Here is a 19,010-nt window from a genome sequence, read left to right as displayed (position 1 = left end):
AATGGTATTGTATAGGTATGCTTTCTGGCAACGAGGAGAAACACGTGCTGCCACACATCACCGAACAACTCCACCCGGACGCATATGATTTGGGCAACCGACCGCTGGAAGAAGCGGCGCTGGCCTTGTGCAGGGGTCAGCAGGAAGCGGCCGGTGCCCCGCAGGGCGCCCTGCGTGCGATATGCGAAGGTGCCGAAGTTATGGCCCGCAGTCTGGCATCAGGCGGTTCATTGTATTACGTGGCGGCGGGGTCTTCGGGGCTGATGGCTGCGGCTGATGCAATGGAACTGGGCGGCACTTTCGGTATCGACGAAAACTGTATCCATATCCTGATGGCCGGAGGGCTGCCGCAATCCGCGCATATGCCCGGTGGAACCGAGGATGACACCGACGGGCTGGTTGAAGCGCTGGCCGGACTTACGTGCAACGACACGGTCATTGCTGTCTCTGCCAGCGGCACCACCCCGTATACACTTGAGGCGGCGCGACTTGCGCGTGCTGCGGGTGCATGCACGATCGGGATAGCCAACAACCTGGGCAGCCCGCTGTTGGCGCAATGCGATCACGCGATTCTGCTTGCCACCCCGCCTGAACTGATTTCAGGCTCAACCCGAATGGGCGCCGGTACAGCCCAGAAAATCGCGCTGAACATGCTTTCCAGCCTTATGGCAATCAAGTTGGGTCATGTTCATGACGGGATGATGGTCAACTTGCGAGCAGACAATGCAAAGCTGCGGGCGCGTGCGACCGGCATCGTCGCCCGGATCGCCGGAGTTGATGCAAGCACCGCCCAAAACGCCCTGGCACAAGCGCAAGGAGACGCCAAATCCGCCATCCTTATCGCTGCTCGCGGCGTTTCACTGGCGGCAGCCGATGCGCGCCTGAAAGAAACGGGCGGAGTTCTGAGCGCGGCACTGACACCTGATAAATAACTGCAAACCAAATGGGAGAGTACAATGAAACGTAATAGCCTGAAACTGGCCTTGCTTGGTGGGACGCTGTTAGCCTCTGCCGCCTATGCCGAAGACGTCACGCTGACCATCGAAAGCTGGCGTAACGATGACCTGACCCTGTGGCAGGACCAGATCATCCCGGCCTTTGAAGCAAAGCATCCTGGCATCAAAGTCCAGTTCACGCCGTCTGCTCCGGCAGAATACAACGCGGTTTTGAACTCGAAACTTGATGCGGGGTCTGCCGGTGACCTGATTACCTGCCGCCCCTTCGATGCTTCGTTGGCACTTTATGAGGCTGGTCACCTGACCGATCTGTCCTCGGTCGAGGCGATGAACAACTTCTCGGACGTTGCAAAGTCTGCCTGGCAGACGGATGACGGTTCGGCCAGCTTCTGCGTGCCGATGGCATCGGTTATTCACGGCTTCATCTACAACAAGGACGCTTTTGCCGAGTTGGGCCTCGAAGTGCCGACCACGGAAGACGAGTTCTTTGCCGCATTGGACAAGATCAAGGAAGACGGCACTTACATCCCAATGGCAATGGGTACCAACGACCAATGGGAAGCTGCCACGATGGGCTACAACAACATCGGGCCGAACTACTGGAAGGGTGAAGAAGGTCGTCAGGCGTTGATCGCAGGCGAACAGAAGCTGACCGATGAAGCCTGGACAGCCCCGTACGCAACGCTGGCCCGCTGGGGTGCCTATCTGGGTGATGGCTACGAAGCACAGACCTATCCCGACAGCCAGAACATCTTCACTTTGGGCCGCGCAGCCATCTATCCTGCGGGATCATGGGAGATTTCCGGCTTCAACGCACAAGCCGATTTCGAGATGGGAGCTTTCAAGCCTCCGGTTCAGAACGCAGGCGACACCTGCTATATCTCGGACCATACGGATATCGGCATCGGCATGAACGCGGCCACGAAGAATCCTGAAGCCGCCGAAACGTTTTTGACCTGGGTCGCAAGCCCTGAGTTTGCTGAGATCTTCGGCAACGCTTTGCCCGGATTCTTCCCGTTGTCGAGCACTCCGGTCGAGTTGCAGGACCCGCTGGCCAAGGAGATCGTCGGCTGGCGTGAAGAATGTGAATCGACCATCCGCTCGACCTACCAAATCCTGTCGCGCGGCACACCAAACCTCGAGAATGAGACCTGGGGTGCATCCGTTGCCGCGATCAAAGGTGCCAAGTCGCCCGAAGAGCTGGGTGCAGAACTGCAGACAGGCCTCGCCTCGTGGTACGCACCACATCAGTAAGCTGAACCATACCCGGGCAGCATGAGTTGCCCGGGTACGCCCAGCATTCCATTGAAAGCGCTCCCCATGACCCGCCCCCGCATCCGCTGGCATATCGTCGTGTTTCTGGCACCAGCCGTGCTTGTCTACACAGCGGTGATGATCTTTCCCCTGTTCAATACGCTCCGTCTGGCCCTTTACTCTGAAGTCGACCAGAGCCGCGTATTTGTTGGACTGCAGAACTTTCAAACGCTGTTTTTTGATCCGATCTGGTCGGAACAGTTCTGGAATGCGCTGGGCAACAATTTCTGGTTCTTTCTGGTTCACATGCTGGTGCAGAACCCCATCGGCGTCGCGCTGGCCGCGCTGCTCAGCCATCCGCGCCTGCGATTTGCGGTGCTCTATCGGTCGGCGATCTTCATTCCGACAATCCTCAGCTTTGTGATTGTCGGGTTTGCATGGAAATTGATCTTGTCGCCCATCTGGGGCATCGCGCCTTCGATGCTGGACGCGGTTGGGCTGAAATCCCTCTTTGCCCCGTGGTTGGGGAAGGAGGAATACGCTCTGACCACTCTGGCGCTGATTTCGGTCTGGCAGTTTGTTGGTATCCCTATGATGCTGATCTACGCGGCCTTGCTGTCGATCCCCGAAGAAATCCTGGAAGCCGGGGAAGTGGATGGCATCACCGGTACAAGCGCCTTCTGGAAGATCAAGCTGCCGCTGATCCTGCCCTCGGTCGGGATCATCTCAATCCTGACATTTGTCGGCAATTTTAACGCCTTCGATCTTATCTATGCTGCACAGGGTGCTCTGGCGGGGCCTGATTTCTCGACCGATATTCTCGGTACCTTCATGTATCGCACATTCTTTGGCTTCCAGCTGCAATTAGGTGATCCGCATATGGGTTCGGCCATTGCTGGTGCGATGTTTGCAATTATCCTACTGGGTGTCTGTGTCTACCTTTTCGGCATCCAGACCCGGATGCGCCGGTACCAGCTGTAAGGAGCAGATGACATGAATAAGGCCCGCTCCAACCCGCTAAACACCTTCGCGATGCATGGTGCACTGATCTTTTATACGCTGATCGCACTGTTTCCGGTTTTCGTGATCCTGATCAACAGCTTCAAGACCCGCAAGGCTATCTTTCGCGAACCGCTGGCGCTGCCCGATGCCGACAGTTTTTCGATGATCGGATATCAGACAGTGATGAAGCAGGGGGATTTCTTCCTTTATTTCCAGAACTCTCTGATTGTGACTGTTGCATCCCTGACATTGGTCCTGCTGTTTGGCGCGATGGCGGCTTATGCGCTGAGTGAATACCGGTTCAAAGGCAACATGCTTATGGGTCTGTACCTCGCTCTTGGAATCATGATCCCGATCCGCATCGGCACCGTGGCCATCCTGGAAATGATGGTGGCGACCGGGCTGGTGAACACCCTGTGGGCGCTGATCCTTGTCTATACGGCGCAGGGCCTGCCCTTGGCGGTGTTCATCCTCAGTGAGTTCATGAAACAGGTGAGTGACGACCTCAAGAATGCGGGCCGCATTGATGGCCTTAGTGAATACACAATCTTCTTTCGGCTTGTGTTGCCGCTGGTGCGTCCGGCAATGGCAACGGTCGCCGTGTTCAACATGATCCCGATCTGGAACGATCTATGGTTCCCGCTGATCCTGGCTCCTGCGGAAGAGACCAAGACCCTGACGCTGGGAAGCCAGGTCTTCATCGGTCAGTTTGTGACAGACTGGAACGCGGTCCTGTCAGCCCTTTCAATGGCGATTCTGCCGGTGCTGATCCTCTATGTGATCTTCTCGCGACAGCTTATCCGCGGCATCACGTCAGGAGCGGTGAAATGACTCGCGTCCTGATCGCAGGCCTTGGGAACATGGGGCTGAGCCATGCGCTGGCACATCACCATCACCCGGACGCGCAGATTGTCGGGCTGGTGAACCGATCCGGCCGCGTGGATCACTCTGATCTGACGCGCTATCCGGTGTATTCAAGTTTTGAAGCCGCTCTGACCGAAACCAAACCGGATCTGGTTGTTATCGCGACTTATTCGGACAGTCACGCGGATTACGCCTGCGCTGCGATGGAGGCGGGTGCCCATGTGTTTGTCGAAAAACCACTCGCCACCAACGTTGTCGATGTGCGGCGTGTGGTCGAAACAGCGGCGCGGCTGAACCGAAAGCTGGTGGTGGGCTATATTCTGCGCCACCACCCATCCTGGATGCGCCTGATCGCCGAGGCTCGCACTCTGGGTGGCCCCTATGTGTTCCGTCTGAACCTGAATCAACAATCCTCAGGGCCTGAGTGGGAGACGCACAAGGCCCTGATGCAGACCACGTCACCCATCGTGGATTGTGGTGTGCATTATGTCGATGTGATGTGCCAGATCACCGATGCAAAGCCTGTTCGCGTCCATGGCATGGGACTGCGCCTGTCGGATGAGATCGCGCCTGACATGTACAATTACGGCCAGTTTCAGGTGGTGTTCGATGACGGTTCGATCGGGTGGTACGAGGCTGGCTGGGGTCCGATGATGTCCGAAACTGCGTTTTTCGTGAAGGACATCGTTTCGCCCAACGGGTCTGTTTCGATCACCGACGGAAACAAGGGCGCGTCAGCAGACATCGATGGTCATACCAAGGTTGGTTGCCTTCTGGTTCACACGCCGCAGGGCGACCGGACTATCGACATGCCTGATGAGCCCGGTCATCAGGAACTCTGCGATGCTGAACAAGCCTATATGCTGCGCGCCATCGCCGAGGATATCGACCTGACCCGCCACATGTCCGACGCCGTACAATCCCTTGCAATCTGCCTGGCCGCTGACCAAAGCATCCGCACCGGCCAACCCGTTTCTCTTGAGGAGACCAGCCAATGACCGCCCTGTCACTGAAAAACATTCACAAATCTTTTGGCAATGTAGAGGTCCTGAAGGACATCAGTCTTGAGGTTGAGGACGGCGAGTTTGTGGTTTTTGTCGGCCCTTCCGGATGCGGAAAGTCCACTCTTCTGCGCGTTATTGCAGGGCTTGAAGACGCCACATCGGGCGAGATCAGAATTGCGGGCGAGCAGGTCAATCTGACCCCGCCCTCGAAACGCGGCATCGCCATGGTGTTCCAGAGCTACGCGCTTTATCCACACCTGAATGTACGCGGCAACCTGACCCTTGCCCTGAAACAGGAACGCCAGCCGAAAACCGTGATCGACGAGCGCGTCGCCGAGGCGAGCCGGATGCTGGGGTTGGAGCCCTACCTTGACCGCTACCCATCCGAACTGTCGGGGGGGCAGCGCCAGCGTGTTGCCATCGGTCGCGCCATCGTGCGCCAACCCAAGCTGTTTCTGTTCGACGAGCCGCTGTCCAATCTTGATGCCGCTTTGCGCATGAACACCCGGATTGAGATTGCAAATCTACACAGGCAACTCTCGGCTTCGATGATCTACGTCACGCACGATCAGACAGAAGCGATGACACTGGCCGACAAGATTGTGGTGCTGCGCGACGGACGGGTGGAACAGGTCGGCACCCCGATGGAGCTGTACAACAACCCGGCAAACCGCTTTGTCGCCGGATTTCTTGGTTCACCTTCCATGAATTTTCTGCCCGCAGACAGCCTGACCCCGGGCGATGCGCGTGAACTTGGGCTGCGCCCGGAGGACATCCGCTTGGAAAGCGGCGGACCGATTGCCGGCACCGTTTCACATGTTGAACAGTTGGGTGGTGATACCAATGTCATTCTGCAAACCAGCAACGTGCCAATCACAGTCCGGTTGTTTGGCCAGTACGCGATTGCCCCGGGTGACGATGTACAATTCGGGTTTGATCCTAGCCGCGCATATTACTTCGGGAATGACGGACAGAGATTACAGTAACGGCAGTTTTCGACCCGTTCTGCACCAGTTTGTTCTGGTGTGAGCGTGACCCAAAGAGTGCAACCGCTGGAAAACATGACTGGTTATCCAAGATTGTGGCGTGTGAACATGAATTGCCCGGATGGCAGGTTCGACCGGAAGTCAGCGGCACGACCGGACAGCGCCCTGTAGAACTGACGCAAGCCGGGCTCGATGTCTTCAGCCAGATTTTCGCACTGTTGGCACAAGGTATTGACCAGGCTGTTAGGGTGTCGATTTGTGATCGCCAAAATCAGCTCTGCATGTGCAACCCTGAGTTCCTGGAACGCCGCTGTTTGCAACAGGGCCTGATCGCCCACCAAAACAAAGACGGATTCCGGGTTGGCTTTGCCTTTCAGATCAACATGCCCGGCCTCTAACATGGCCAGATTCCCATGCGTGATTTCATGGACGCCGTTTGAAACGACGATGTCGTAGTCGACCGTTCGACAGCATTGTTCGATCCGCGCTGAGACATTCACGACGTCACCGATGACCGTATAGTTGAACCGTTTCTGCGAGCCGATATTGCCGACGCAGGCCTGTCCGGTCGCAAGCCCCGTTGCCAGCGCGATAGGGGGGCGGTTTCGCATGATGTCGGATGCATTGAACTCTGCCAAAGCGCGCCGCATCTTCAGCGCGGCTAATGCAGCCCGGCACGGGTGGTCAGCGACAGGTAAAGGCGCGTTCCAGAACGCCATAACAGCGTCGCCGATAAACTTGTCGATGGTTCCTCGTTCAGCCAGTATCTGGTCGCCGATACTGGAAAAAAGCGCATTCAGCAGCGAGACCAGCTCGGTGGCAGATGCGGACTCAGACAAAGGTGTAAAACCCCGGATGTCGGAAAACATCACTGTGATATCCTGCGTCTCACCTCCCAATTGCAGCTGATGTCCCGAGGCTTCCATCTCATCAAGGATCTCCGGGGCGACGTAATGAGAAAAGACTTTTCGGATTTTGCGCTTTTCCCGTTCGGTAGACAGGAAAAGATATCCTGCCAGCAGCCCGAAATTAGCCATGCCACCGATAAGCGGAAATGTGGCGTCGAACAAAACCGACTGGTTTTGAAAGACCAGCCAACTCAATATCAGAACGGCGGCAGCGGCGACACCGCCTGCAATGAAAGATGCAACCGCACCAAAACTGGACATGACGGCAATCACGACAAGCCCGAGAAAGGCGAAGGCAAGCATTTCCTGCGCAGCGGTCACATCCGAGCGGCTTAGCATTTCGTTGGTCAGGACCTGTTCCAGCACCTGGGCGTGAATTGAAACGCCGGGAACGCTCTCGCCAAGCGCCGTCTGGTGCATATCGAATAAACCGGCGGCCGACGTTCCGATCAGTATGATCCGCCCCTCAACTTCCGCCCGAACGTCCGCATCATCCGAGCCTTTGAGGATATCGTTGGCCGAAATATACAGCTCGGGCGCATCGCGCCTGTATCTCAGCCAAATCTCGCCGTTTTCTGTTGTTGGTATCCGGTATCCCCCGACCTCAACCGCCAACATGATGCCTGTTTCATCCTGTGCACCTTCGGCCACAATATTGGTCTCGCCCAAGGCAACTCTCAGGGCTTCAATTGACAGACCCGGCAACAACCCATCCGGCCCGCGCCAAAGAACCGGCACGCGGCGCATGATACCTGTTCCCCCGATGGGCGAGACGTTGACCCCACCAATACCTGCCGCGGTCCGGTCCAACGGAGGCGCAATTGGCGTCCAATGAGGAACTGAAATTAGACCCGCGGCGGGATTTTCACCGAATTCAATGATACCTGCTTTTGCAGTGATGGGGTTTCCTTCCGCCGACATTCGTGCGGCAGTCCCAAGAACGACCGGCCAATAGGCGATTTCCATCCCAAGCAAGACATCGTTATCGAGCTTTTGAGCGTGCCGTTCAACTGTAAGAACCCCTTCCAGAGACGGATCGTTCAGAAGCCGTGAGGGGGAAAACCGGTCAGGCTCAGCGAACAACATATCAAATGCGATAGCCGCAGCACCGTATTCACCCAGATTCTGAACCATTTGCGCCACCAGAGTCCGGGGCCAGGGCCATTGCCCCCAATTGGCCAGAGAGGCTTCGTCAATATCTACAACCCGTATGGGAAGGTCGGGATTGAACTCTCGCGGAGATGACCTTTGCAGAACGTCGAAATAGATCAGACGGGTCATTCGCACCGGATAGGGATCCATGACCCTGATGAAACAGCCCACCAGGATCAGACACAATCCGACAAGGCGGAACGCCCATTTCCCTGTCCTGGTTTTGCGCTTCTCGTTGCTCACGTCGTTCTCCGAAAAAGTGAGGCAAAGCCCAATTGGTCAAAAGCGCTATTGGACCAGTTCGTTTCCCGGCTCCTGTTGTTCCGGTTCTTCCGGTTCAGACTCTTCTGGTTCCGGTTCAGGTTCTTCCGGTTCTTCCGGTTCAGACTCTTCTGGTTCCGGTTCAGGTTCTTCCGGTTCCGGTTCGGGTTCTACTTCCGGCTCTGGTTGTGACGGGGGCGATGGCGGTGCTGCGACGCTGATTGCGCGCGGCTGCGGCGCAGTTCTGCGAATGTCGGCCCTGTCGACTTTGGCCTGCTGCACGGGTGCACCTTCGCCAGAACACCCCTCAACCCTCACCTGCAATGGAGGCAGCAGGCCTTCCTGCGACTGAACAAATGGGAAACCAGATTTCAGCGCCTGATCATACTGCTCCTGATCAGCAGGCCGCCCGACTGTCCCGCCTCCACTGGTGGCATACATGCTGCATACGCGGCCTGTGGACCTGCAAGACCCCTGTGCACTGCACATTTGAACCGTTCCGTGCAGGACAAGCATTGCACTCTGGGTTTGTGATACGACCCACATGTCGAAAGTTGTTCCGCGAACGGCCATAGTCGCAGTCGGTGTCTTGATCGAATATGCACCTTTTCGGCTTTTGCCGGAAATGAATCGAAAGCTGCCACCCAAGGCCTGCACGGCAAAGCTTTTGGCCTTTCGATTGCCGCGCAGCATAGTCACGTCCAACACCATATGCGCATTGGGGCCAACGGCAATTTTTGTTTCATCCACAAATACGATCTGTACCAAACCGCTGTGATCTGTAGATATCGTATCGCCTGATTCAACGTCCATTCCTGAAATGACAGGCTGAGTGTTTCCGGCGCGAATGATCTGAGCGCCTTGCTTGGCGCTGATAACTGTTCCGATGTTGGCAAGGGCCTGCGCCGGCATGAGCGCGACAACAAATACAACCAACACAATCTTTAACCAAGTCAAACCAGAGCCCCTTCCCCCCACGGGTCTAAGTAAACGCGAAGCGCGCCAAGCTCGATTTTTGCCCCCAGAAATGTGTTATTCTTATTCAAATGCTCTAAAATGCTAGCAATATTTATGCATTATGGTGTGTATTTGTAGCAAGTTGTTTTTTAATCCGCGTTTACCAGCTTAAACACTTACGGATATGTGGGCGATGGTCTCCGCCATGGTCAGTAGGTGTGAACAACATGCTAACACCAATGGAAAAGAGAGACGTAAGTGGGGCTAACTGGCAGGTGTTTAGCAAGGCAACTGAACAGGCCAAAGCGCAGTATCCGTCAAATTCGCGCATAGGGCACGTGGCTCATCGCTTTTCTCGCGATGAGCCGTGATGCTTTTGCAGCGTGTTGTTGAAGGGTCAGAGGAATTGTTCGGGCAACAATGCGTCCGGCATGTTTTGGTAACACACGGGTCTCAGGAACCGCCGGATTGACAACGTGCCAACCGAGGTGGCACCGAAATTGGTCGAAGCGGGGTAGGGGCCGCCATGCACCATGCTGTCACAGACCTCGACGCCCGTGGGAAAGCCATTGGCAAGCACACGTCCGGCCTTGCGCTCGAGGATCGGCATCAGGCAACGCGCGGTGTCCATGTCCGCATCATCCATATGCAGTGTACAGGTCAGCTGACCTTGCAGGCTGTGTGCGACGGCCTGCATTTCGTCAGGCGTTTCGGCGGTCACAATAACGCCTAGCGGGCCAAAAACCTCTTCACCAAGGGTTTCGTTTGCCAGCCAGTTCACAGCATTGGTGCGATACAGGTGCGGGGACGCGGAGCGTTGGCCACGCATCGAGGTCAGAACCTCCTGCACACCTGTTGTATTGGCGATCCTTGCCTGACCAGCTCGATAAGCGTCGGCGATGCCGTCGGTTAGCATGGTCTGCGCGGGTGTCTTTGACAGGGCGGTTCGCGCGGTCTCAGCGAAGCGGTCCGCTGCTGCACCCGCCAGCATAACGGCGACCCCGGGGTTGGTACAGAACTGACCTGCGCCCATGGTCAGCGACCCCGCCCAGTTCTGAGCAATGTTGTCGCCCCGGTTCGTCAGCGCAGCATCGAGAATGAACATCGGGTTGACCGAGCCAAGTTCACCGAAAAACGGGATTGGCTCAGGACGCGCGGCACATAGATCGAACAGTGCCCGTCCACCAGCCAATGAGCCAGTGAATCCGACAGCCCTGATCAGCGGGTGTTGTACCAAAGCGGAACCCACGGTCCGGTCACCCCCCTGAATCAGACTGAAAACACCGGGATGAATTTTGCAGCGTTCGATGGCAGCATGTATGGCCTCGGCTATGATCTCACCGGTACCCGGGTGAGCGCTGTGCCCTTTTACGACAACGGGGCACCCAGCAGCCAAAGCGGCTGCGGTGTCGCCGCCTGCGGTTGAAAAGGCCAAAGGGAAATTCGAAGCACCGAATACGGCGACAGGGCCAATCGGGCGCTGAAGCATTTTCAGATCCGGGCGCGGCAGCGGCGAGCGGTCTGGCAACGGGCCGTCGTGGCGCCGATCCAGATACTCACCACTCAGAATATGTGTCGCAAACAAGCGAAGTTGGCCCGATGTGCGACCCCGCTCCCCTTGCAGACGGGCCTCGGGCAGGCCGGTTTCCTGCGTGCCTATTGCAGTAATCGCCTCGGCGCGGGCTTCGATCTCATCTGCTATGGTATTCAGAAATGCCGCGCGGTCTTCCCGGGTCGAAAAACCATAGCTCCAGAACGCTTCTTCGGCAGCTTCCGCAGCTGCATCAACATCCTGAAGACGCCCCACCGAAAAACTGTGTGAAGATCCAAAAGCGGGCTGTGACTGAAAAACCGTGTCACCTGAAAGCCAATTTCCAGCGATGAGGTGCTTACCATGGGGGGAGCAGGTCATGAATGTTCCATATCTACGATTCTAATGTTATGGATAATGTATCCAATTAAGGAGGGCAATCAAGCGCCCTGTTAGGTCTCCTCCATGGCGCGTTTTGCCACGATCATCTCCAGCAGTTGTTCCTTTGTTCGCCGGATGTGCCGCATCAGCATGTCACAGGCTTCGTCGACGTTCCCTGCTTGCGCTAGTTTCAACAGCTCTCGATGTTCTTTTTTCGCCGGTTCCCGCTGCTTCATCACGCTCAGATGCATTCGGACATAGCGGTCTGATTGCAGATTGACGCGATCCAGCAATTCATTTGTCAGTTTCCTCTGCGATGCCGCGTAAAGGGCGGAGTGGTATTGATAGTTCAGGATCCCCCACTTCCCGACGTCATTCTCGTCATAAGACGCTTCCATCTGTGTCAATATGTCGTTGCATCGCGCAAAGTCGGCAGATGTCATCTGCGGAATGGCTCTGCGGAAAAGATCGACTTCAATAAGCATTCGAAGGTCGAATATCTCTCCGATTTCATTCAGGGAGTGCTTGGTGACTGATCCGCCCCGATTATTGGCCCATTGAATCAGGCCTTCAGCGTTCAGACGCTTCAGGGCCTCGCGGATGGGCATCCGCGATACGTCATATTCCTCGGCCAGAGCTTCCTGGCGAATAGCTTCACCTTCGGCAAGTTCACCATTCAGTATCCGCTCACGAAGATCGTTCGCGATGACATCTGGTAGGCTTTGCTTGGTTATTGCGCGCTTTCCTGCCATAATTTTCCTGCCACTTGTTTGGGTACAGCTACCGGTTACCGGCGGTTATTCCAAGTTGAGCCGCGACGCGACCACTTAGAAAGCTGATTAAGGACACTCCGTTTAATAATGCATCCAATATCCATGTTGTTTCAACCCTGCTGAGACAGCGAGGTAAGACCAAGTGCGAATGGAACCTTCTGTGACCGCCTTTCCCTGAAAGCGGGCACGGTCAATGCACTGTTTAGTCAGACACCCCAGGTGTCCGACAAGCGATACCCGCCAGGCCAGGGGTCATCTGGGTCAAGCATGTGTTGATGAATGCCGGTGATCCAGCCGCGCCCACTTATTTCGGGGACAATCGCGGCACGGCCCGCCACCTCGGTGGCATCGACGATCCTGCCAGTGAACCGTGATCCGATGATCGAGACCGCCTCGAATGTCTGACCCGGCGACATCAACCCCTTTGCAGCCATCAGCGCCATGCGTGCGGAAACCGCTGTACCCGTGGGCGATCTATCAACTTTGCCCGGTTGGATTGCGACGGCAGATTTGCCAGTTAATCCGGTCTCGGTCTGGCTGATCGGGCCGCAGAAAGCACAGAATGAAATGTGGTCCCAATCCGGGTTTTCAGGATGCGAAAACCCAAGCTGTTCATTGGCTGCATTGGTGATCTTCACCCCCAATCGGGCGATGTCACGGGCCTCGTGTTCGACAATCTCGAATCCCAATGCCTGTGCATCGACCACGACAAAACTGTCACCCCCATAGGCGGTATCAACCATGATCGTATCCAATCCGGGTACCTCAAGCGGGACGGACAGTTTGTCGGCAAAGCTGGGCAGGTTCTGCACGAAAATGCGTTGCGCTTTTCCACCGCTGCATTCCGCCCGTACACGAACCAGCCCGCCCGGGGCCTCAAGCACCATATGAGTTTCGGGTTCCTGCATCGGAATGATCCCGCCATCCAGCAATACTGTTGAAACACAGATCGAGTTCGAACCGGACATGGGTGGTGTGTCTTCGGGCTCCATAATGATAAAGGCCGCGTCGGCCTTGGGGTGTTTCGGGGGCACCAGAAGATTGACATGACGGAAAACACCGCCCCGAGGTTCGTTCAGAACGAAGTTGCGCAGCGTCTGGTCGCCCGCGACAAAGCTGCGCTGTTCCCACAAGGTATCGCCCGGTGGCGGGGCGACGCCCCCAACGATAACATCCCCTACTTCGCCTTCTGCATGGGCTGAAATGACATGAACGGTTTTGCTGCTCCGCATCGGATCTCTCAATATTGTGCGACAGGCTCGCCCAGAGCGTCGAAAATCGGTGTAACGCCCAGACCCGGACGGGCGGGTGCGGTCATCCGGCCGTTGACACGCTTTGGCGCACCCTCGGCAATGTCCACCGTGCCGTAGGAATTGAAGTCCGTGGCAGAGAATGTGAACCCGGACGGCGTTGAACGGGCCAGATGTGCAATCGCCGCAGTGGTAATGTCGCCACCCCAGGTGTCTTCGATCGTCATGGGGATGCCGTGCGCCACGCAGAGGTCACGCATAAGGCGGGCTTTGGTCAACCCTCCGACTTTCGAGATCTTGAGGTTGATAACATCCATCGCGTCTTCGGCAATGCCGCGGACCAGCGTGTTGGGGGTGTCGATCACCTCGTCCATCACGAAAGGCAATGCGGTGCGGCGGCGGATCGACACGCATTCCTCATAGGTCAGGCAAGGCTGTTCCACATAAACATCCAGACCCGAAATTGCTCCCACCACGCGGGCGGCCTCGTGCCGGGTCCAGCCGGTATTGGCGTCCGCTACCAGCAGGTCCGTCTTTTTCAGAACGGCGCGGGTGGCGTGGATACGGTCAATATCGTCATTGGCCTCGCCACCCACCTTGAGCTGAAACTTGGTGTAGCCTTCGGCGGCATAGCCTTCGATCTTTTTGGCCATGATCTCGGGTGCTTCCTGACTGATCGCGCGATAAAGCACCACATCGTCCTGCGCCGCGCCACCCAGCAAGGTGTAAAGCGGCTGTTCCGTGGCCTTGCCCAGCAGATCCCAGCAGGCAATATCCACCGGGGCCTTGGCATAAGGATGACCCCGCAAGGCCGCATCCATCGTGCGGTTGATCTGACCGATATTCAATGGGTCCTGCCCGATCAAATGCGGGGCCAGCTCTGCCAGCCCGGCCCGGACGCCGAGCGCGAAAGACGGCAGATAGGCCGAGCCAAGCGGGCAGCATTCGGCATAGCCTTTCAACCCCTCATCCGTGATGATTTCCAAAACGGTGCTGTCAAACACTTCGACAAAATTGCCGTTGGACCAGCTATAGCGGCCTTCTTTCAGCGGCAGATTCACCTGATATACGTTCAGCCCGCTGATTTTCATAAGGTGTTCTCCAGATTAGAAGCGTGTGGATGCGAAAGGTGACATATCGAGCACCGGCTTGGCGTCAGTGACCAGATCGGCCACCAGTTCGGCCGTGCCTGCGGATTGGGTCAGCCCCAGATGACCATGGCCAAAGGCATAAAGCACCTTTGGTGCGCGCGAAGATCGGTCAATCACTGGCAGGCTGTCGGGCAGTGACGGGCGAAAGCCCATCCATTGCGTGCCGCCCTCTAGGTTAAGGTCTGGCATGAAGCGCCCGGCCTTGGCCAGCAACGTGTCAGCGCGCCGGTAATTTGGGGCCAGCTTCAATCCACCCAGTTCGACCGCGCCACCGATGCGCACACCGCCGTTGATCCGGGTCACCACAAACCCATGCCCCCCAAAGGTCAGATGCGTGCGCAGGTCAAAAGCGCCTTCGGGCAGGGTCGTGTTATAACCCCGCTCGGTCTCTAGCGGGATATGATCCCCTAGGGATTTGGCCAGTTGGTGTGACCAGGCTCCGGCGGCGACAATCACCTGACCTGCCGAAATGTCACCGTTGACGGTGACGAGACGCACGCCGTCATCGGTTGGTATCAGTGCCGTGATCCCTGCGATCTTAACCTGCCCACCGCGCGCGATGAACTGTTCCGCCAGATGGTCCGTCCAGCGGGCCGGGTCGACGGTATTCATCCATGTCGGGGTAAAACCCGCATGGGCGAAACGCCGGTTCAGTCCGGGTTGAATCTCGGCAATTGCATCCGGACTGTCCAAAAGAACAAACGGGATGCCATGGTCCTTGCGCAGGTCCCAGGTGGGCAGGCTGGCACGGAAATCTCTCTCACTCTCGAACAACTGCAATTGGCCTTGGCGCTGCATCAGCGCCTCGCCGTCTACATATGCGATCTGGCGCTCCAGCGCGGAGCGGCTTTGGTTCATCAGCGCGGCCTGTGCGGACAGTGAGGCAGCATAACGATCCCGCCAACTGGCCCGCCAGAACCGGAGCATCCACGGTGCAATACTCAGCGCATAAGCGGGCGGGATCGACAAAGGCCCCAGCGGATCAAGAAGCCATTTTGGTGCTTTGCGCATGATCCCTGGGGTTGCAAGCGGCACGATATCTGTAAAGGCAAAGGCCCCGGCATTGCCCTTTGACGCTCCGGCTGCAACGCCTTCACGGTCCAGCACCAGCACCTGCCTTCCACGCTTTTGCAATTCCAGCGCTGCGCTGATGCCAATGATGCCAGCACCGATCACAACTATGTCCGTTTTGGTGTCATGCTGCATGGTTACAGGTTCTCAAATCGTGGTGCGGGGTCGGGGACCCGACAGTGTCTGTCCCCGGACTTGATTTCAAAGCGCGATACCATCACGGAACGGATCATTCGGCGCGAAAACCAACCTGCCTTCCGACATGATATGCGCCTGCCCGGTCAGGGTGGGAATGACGCCCCCGTTCGGGCCGGGTTGGTAGCTCAGCACATAGGGGCTGCCGATCACGCTTTCCTGCACAATCTCTTCCCCGGCGGCCAGCGCCCCGTTTTCCGCCAGACAGGCGAGGCGCGCCGAACTGCCCGTACCGCAGGGCGACCGGTCATATTGATTGTCAGGGCACAATACAAAGTTTCGGCTGTGAACATTCTTGTTGGGGGATTGATCCTGTAGGATCACGTGGTCAACCAGTTCCCCGTTCTCACCACACACGCCCTGTGCGATGCAGGCTTCACGTATGGCGATGGTCAGATCTGTCAACGCACGAATATTTCCCGGATTCACCGGGATCGGGCTGGGATCAACAATGAAGAACCAATTTCCGCCATAGGCAAGATCGCCGGTTATCGACCCATGGCTGCCGACCTCAATTTGCACAGCTGCCCGCACGCGGCGGCTCTCGACATTTGTGACGCGCACGGTATTGGCGTCCAGCAACTCCACCGAGATGACCCCGACCGGGGTTTCCACCCGGTGCGTGCCCGGCCGGATCCGACCCATATGGGCCAGAGTGACACCCAAACCGATGGTGCCATGCCCGCACATGCCCAGAACGGCATCCGCATCGAAATAGATCACGCCGGTCTCGCATCTTGAATCTTCGGGCGCGACCAGAAGCGCGCCCACCATTCCGGGCTGTCCGCGCGGTTCCAGTAAGATGGATTTGTAGAACACCTCATGCTCGGTGGCCAAGCGTCGTGCACGCTCGGCCAGTGGGCCGGACCCCAGATCGGGGCCACCGTCGAGGATTACCCGCGTAGGCATTCCCCCGGTGTGACTGTCAATCACATGCATTCAGCAATGACCCCGCCCTGGTCGGACCAATCAGTAAACCAAGTGCGGAACAGGTCGTATTGCTGTTCGCAATAGTTGCGCTGGGCATCCGTCAACTCGTCGGTTTCGTTGAAGTGCAAGCGGTACTCTTCTTCGCCGTTCAGGACCAGCAGGTGTTTGTAATACAGTACCAGATCGGTGCCTTCGTCAAAGCTGGCCAGCACGCCAAAGGCTTCTTCCAGTTCCCGCGCGCGAAGGCGGGCTTCGGCATGACCGGCTGCCGCTTTCTGACACAGGGCCGCCAGCAGAAGTGCCTCTTTTGGCAGGGCAGTGCCAATCCCTGTGATCGAGCCGGTGGCGCCGCAATTGACGAAGCCATGGTAGACTTCGGTGTCTACGCCAACCATCAGTGTGACCTGATCATCTTTCGAGGTAATGTGTTCTGCCGCATAGCGCAGATCGCTTTTGCCACCGAATTCCTTGAACCCAACCAGGTTGGGATGATCTGCGCGCAGTTCCAGGAACAGATCGGCGCGCGTCGCAAAGCCGTAAACCGGGCTGTTATAGATGATTGCCGGAATATCAGATGCAGCCGACAGGATCGCTTTGAAATGGTTGCGCTGCGCCGCGATGGACGATCCACGCGACAATACACGCGGGATCACCATAAGCCCTGCCGCACCAACTTTTTGCGCATGTGCGGCAAGCGCTACGGCGGATTTCGAATTTATCGCACCGGTGCCGACGACAACGGGCAGTCCGGCTGCGATCAGACGTTCGACACCTTCCATCCGTTCGGCATCCGACAAGAGAGGCCAATCGCCCATCGAGCCGCAATAGACCACGGCGGACATGCCTGCTTCGATCATTTCCTTGCCCTTTTTCACCAGCGCGTCGAAATCCGGTGTCCGGTCCGGTTTGCAGGGGGTCATTAGGGCTGGCATGGTGCCGGTGAAGATATTCTGGGACATGAAGGTAACCTTCCTAATTGTATTGGGGTGGGGGCTTTTATCGCACATTCGACAGGAATTTGCGGGTATGTTCGGATTGGGCTTCGCTAAAAATCTGCGCGGGCGGACCGATCTCTTCCATCACGCCCTGATGAAAAAAAGCAACCCGGTCTGATACATCACGAGCGAAACCCATCTCATGCGTGACACAAATCATCGTCATCCCTTCTTCGGCCAATAACCGCATCGTGTCGAGAACCTCGCCCACCAGTTCAGGATCCAGCGCCGAGGTTGCTTCGTCAAACAGCATGTATTCCGGCTCCATCGCCAGCGCGCGGGCAATGGCAAGTCGCTGCTGCTGACCGCCCGATAAGGCCGAGGGAAAGACGTTCAGCTTCTCGCCCAACCCTACATGGGTCAACTGCTTTGCGGCAATGTCACGCGCCTCGTCCGTCGACTTGCCTTTGACAATCTTCGGGGCCAACGCAACGTTTTCCAGTGCTGTCAGGTGCGGAAAGCTGTTCCATTGCTGGAACACCATCCCCAGCTTTGTGCGCAGCTTGTTGATATCGGTGCCTTTTGCATGAACATCAATGCCATCAACCCTGACCGATCCTTGCTGGATCGGTTCCAGCCCGTTGATGCAATAGAGAAGGGTCGATTTACCGGAGCCTGACGCACCGATCACCGACAGAACTTCTCCTTTCTGCACATCCAGATCGATGCCTTTCAGCACATGCAGCGATCCGAAATATTTGTGCAGGTCGCGAATTTCGATCATTGGGCCCACCTTTTTTCTAGTGACGCGGAATACCGCGAAATCGGATAGCTGAGCGCGAAATAGAACGCGCCAGCGATTGTCAGGATCAGGAACGGTTCCTGCGTGCGGGTGATCAGGATCAGGCTGGCCTTGAGCAGCTCGACATAGCCCAGAACTGAGACCAGTGCGCTGTCTTTCATCACACCCAACGCGACCCCGACCCATGCCGGGAACACCGCGCGCCCACCGATCGGGAAGACGACATAGCGCAGATCCTGCCAATAGGTCATGCCCAGACTGCGCGCCGCGCGGCGCATCGGATCGCCGACGGCCTCAATCCCGCCGCGCGCCACATTCGCAACCAGTGCTGCTGTGTAGATGGATAGGATCACCACGCCCGAGGCGAACGGGTCCAGATTGAGTCCGACAATAGGTGCAAAGTTGTAAAACAGCACCAGTTGGATGATCAGAGGGACCGAACGGAAGATATCCAAAACCGGAGCCAACGTCAGGGTCGCTGCCAGTTTGCCCTCGTACAGAAGCCAACCGCACACCACGCCAAAAACCGTTCCAATGGAAATCGAAAGCATTGAGATCCAGAGCGTTCGCAGCGCGGCTTCGCCCAGAAACCACAGATCGTTGATGTTGAAGCCGCTGAAAAAGCTGACAGTGGGTTGCATCTGTGC

Annotated in this window: 17 protein-coding genes; 6 read left to right on the top strand and 11 right to left on the bottom strand. The window is 57.0% G+C overall.

All coding sequences use genetic code 11. The features are described from left to right. The first annotated feature begins 44 nt into the window (after positions 1-44). The 6 genes from ACR0ID_RS16155 to ACR0ID_RS16130 all read left to right on the top strand — a co-directional run bounded on the left by ACR0ID_RS16155 (position 45) and on the right by ACR0ID_RS16130 (position 6,066). On the top strand, positions 45-932 hold the full coding sequence (locus ACR0ID_RS16155) for an N-acetylmuramic acid 6-phosphate etherase (RefSeq protein WP_480606986.1): 888 nt from the start codon (positions 45-47) through the stop codon (positions 930-932). A 24-nt stretch (positions 933-956) separates the two neighbouring features. Next, positions 957-2,210, top strand: a complete 1,254-nt coding sequence (locus tag ACR0ID_RS16150; protein ID WP_480520597.1) for an ABC transporter substrate-binding protein — start codon at positions 957-959, stop codon at positions 2,208-2,210. Positions 2,211-2,276: 66 nt separating this feature from the next. Next, positions 2,277-3,191, top strand: a complete 915-nt coding sequence (locus ACR0ID_RS16145; protein WP_480606982.1) for a carbohydrate ABC transporter permease — start codon at positions 2,277-2,279, stop codon at positions 3,189-3,191. Positions 3,192-3,203: 12 nt separating this feature from the next. After that, complete coding sequence (locus ACR0ID_RS16140; protein WP_267366204.1) at positions 3,204-4,043, top strand: carbohydrate ABC transporter permease; 840 nt, start codon at positions 3,204-3,206, stop codon at positions 4,041-4,043. Then, a complete protein-coding gene (locus tag ACR0ID_RS16135) occupies positions 4,040-5,074 on the top strand; it encodes a Gfo/Idh/MocA family protein (protein ID WP_480606979.1) in 1,035 nt (344 codons plus the stop codon). Before ACR0ID_RS16140 ends, ACR0ID_RS16135 begins: the two co-directional genes overlap by 4 nt. Then, the gene (locus ACR0ID_RS16130; RefSeq protein WP_480606977.1) at positions 5,071-6,066 is read left to right on the top strand and encodes an ABC transporter ATP-binding protein; all 996 of its coding nucleotides are present in this window, start codon (positions 5,071-5,073) and stop codon (positions 6,064-6,066) included. The genes ACR0ID_RS16135 and ACR0ID_RS16130 overlap by 4 nt, the downstream gene beginning before the upstream one ends. A gap of 83 nt (positions 6,067-6,149) precedes the next feature. On the opposite strand, the gene ACR0ID_RS16125 is transcribed toward ACR0ID_RS16130, so the two are convergent. The 11 genes from ACR0ID_RS16125 to ACR0ID_RS16075 form a co-directional block, all read right to left on the bottom strand. Then, positions 6,150-8,369 (bottom strand): CHASE2 domain-containing protein, encoded by a 2,220-nt coding sequence (locus tag ACR0ID_RS16125; RefSeq protein ID WP_480606974.1) that lies wholly within the window; start codon positions 8,367-8,369, stop codon positions 6,150-6,152. Between the two features lie 45 nt (positions 8,370-8,414). Continuing rightward, on the bottom strand, positions 8,415-9,344 hold the full coding sequence (locus ACR0ID_RS16120) for a FecR family protein (protein ID WP_480606971.1): 930 nt from the start codon (positions 9,342-9,344) through the stop codon (positions 8,415-8,417). A gap of 397 nt (positions 9,345-9,741) precedes the next feature. Further along, positions 9,742-11,256: an aldehyde dehydrogenase (NADP(+)) gene (locus ACR0ID_RS16115; protein ID WP_480606968.1), complete on the bottom strand. Its 1,515-nt coding sequence runs from the start codon at positions 11,254-11,256 to the stop codon at positions 9,742-9,744. Between the two features lie 71 nt (positions 11,257-11,327). After that, positions 11,328-12,008 (bottom strand): GntR family transcriptional regulator, encoded by a 681-nt coding sequence (locus ACR0ID_RS16110; protein WP_480478132.1) that lies wholly within the window; start codon positions 12,006-12,008, stop codon positions 11,328-11,330. Positions 12,009-12,235: 227 nt separating this feature from the next. Next, complete coding sequence (locus ACR0ID_RS16105) at positions 12,236-13,261, bottom strand: trans-3-hydroxy-L-proline dehydratase (protein WP_480555189.1); 1,026 nt, start codon at positions 13,259-13,261, stop codon at positions 12,236-12,238. 8 nt (positions 13,262-13,269) lie between these two features. Continuing rightward, on the bottom strand, positions 13,270-14,370 hold the full coding sequence (locus tag ACR0ID_RS16100) for a cis-3-hydroxy-L-proline dehydratase (RefSeq protein WP_480606965.1): 1,101 nt from the start codon (positions 14,368-14,370) through the stop codon (positions 13,270-13,272). 15 nt (positions 14,371-14,385) lie between these two features. Then, a complete protein-coding gene (locus ACR0ID_RS16095) occupies positions 14,386-15,636 on the bottom strand; it encodes an NAD(P)/FAD-dependent oxidoreductase (RefSeq protein WP_480606962.1) in 1,251 nt (416 codons plus the stop codon). Positions 15,637-15,702: 66 nt separating this feature from the next. Next, positions 15,703-16,635, bottom strand: a complete 933-nt coding sequence (locus tag ACR0ID_RS16090) for a 4-hydroxyproline epimerase (protein ID WP_480606960.1) — start codon at positions 16,633-16,635, stop codon at positions 15,703-15,705. Continuing rightward, positions 16,626-17,585: a dihydrodipicolinate synthase family protein gene (locus ACR0ID_RS16085; RefSeq protein ID WP_480555183.1), complete on the bottom strand. Its 960-nt coding sequence runs from the start codon at positions 17,583-17,585 to the stop codon at positions 16,626-16,628. The genes ACR0ID_RS16090 and ACR0ID_RS16085 overlap by 10 nt, the downstream gene beginning before the upstream one ends. Positions 17,586-17,622: 37 nt before the next feature. After that, a complete protein-coding gene (locus ACR0ID_RS16080; protein ID WP_480606957.1) occupies positions 17,623-18,345 on the bottom strand; it encodes an amino acid ABC transporter ATP-binding protein in 723 nt (240 codons plus the stop codon). Next, entirely contained in the window at positions 18,342-19,004 is a 663-nt protein-coding gene (locus ACR0ID_RS16075) for an amino acid ABC transporter permease (protein ID WP_480606955.1), read from the bottom strand. Before ACR0ID_RS16075 ends, ACR0ID_RS16080 begins: the two co-directional genes overlap by 4 nt. Positions 19,005-19,010 lie beyond the last annotated feature (6 nt).

The sequence above is a fragment of the Ruegeria sp. AL2 genome (assembly GCF_056540845.1).
Note: the sequence above shows the minus strand (reverse complement) of the source record. Positions and strands in the feature narration are given on the sequence as shown.

Excerpts from the sequence above, each read along its gene's own strand:
- ACR0ID_RS16150 (WP_480520597.1), top strand. The coding sequence starts at position 957 with ATGAAACGTAATAGCCTGAAACTGGCCTTGCTTGGTGGGACGCTGTTA.
- ACR0ID_RS16145 (WP_480606982.1), top strand. The coding sequence starts at position 2,277 with ATGACCCGCCCCCGCATCCGCTGGCATATCGTCGTGTTTCTGGCACCA.
- ACR0ID_RS16140 (WP_267366204.1), top strand. The coding sequence starts at position 3,204 with ATGAATAAGGCCCGCTCCAACCCGCTAAACACCTTCGCGATGCATGGT.
- ACR0ID_RS16135 (WP_480606979.1), top strand. The coding sequence starts at position 4,040 with ATGACTCGCGTCCTGATCGCAGGCCTTGGGAACATGGGGCTGAGCCAT.
- ACR0ID_RS16130 (WP_480606977.1), top strand. The coding sequence starts at position 5,071 with ATGACCGCCCTGTCACTGAAAAACATTCACAAATCTTTTGGCAATGTA.
- ACR0ID_RS16115 (WP_480606968.1), bottom strand. The coding sequence starts at position 11,256 with ATGACCTGCTCCCCCCATGGTAAGCACCTCATCGCTGGAAATTGGCTT.
- ACR0ID_RS16110 (WP_480478132.1), bottom strand. The coding sequence starts at position 12,008 with ATGGCAGGAAAGCGCGCAATAACCAAGCAAAGCCTACCAGATGTCATC.
- ACR0ID_RS16105 (WP_480555189.1), bottom strand. The coding sequence starts at position 13,261 with ATGCGGAGCAGCAAAACCGTTCATGTCATTTCAGCCCATGCAGAAGGC.
- ACR0ID_RS16100 (WP_480606965.1), bottom strand. The coding sequence starts at position 14,370 with ATGAAAATCAGCGGGCTGAACGTATATCAGGTGAATCTGCCGCTGAAA.
- ACR0ID_RS16095 (WP_480606962.1), bottom strand. The coding sequence starts at position 15,636 with ATGCAGCATGACACCAAAACGGACATAGTTGTGATCGGTGCTGGCATC.
- ACR0ID_RS16090 (WP_480606960.1), bottom strand. The coding sequence starts at position 16,635 with ATGCATGTGATTGACAGTCACACCGGGGGAATGCCTACGCGGGTAATC.
- ACR0ID_RS16085 (WP_480555183.1), bottom strand. The coding sequence starts at position 17,585 with ATGTCCCAGAATATCTTCACCGGCACCATGCCAGCCCTAATGACCCCC.
- ACR0ID_RS16080 (WP_480606957.1), bottom strand. The coding sequence starts at position 18,345 with ATGATCGAAATTCGCGACCTGCACAAATATTTCGGATCGCTGCATGTG.
- ACR0ID_RS16075 (WP_480606955.1), bottom strand. The coding sequence starts at position 19,004 with ATGCAACCCACTGTCAGCTTTTTCAGCGGCTTCAACATCAACGATCTG.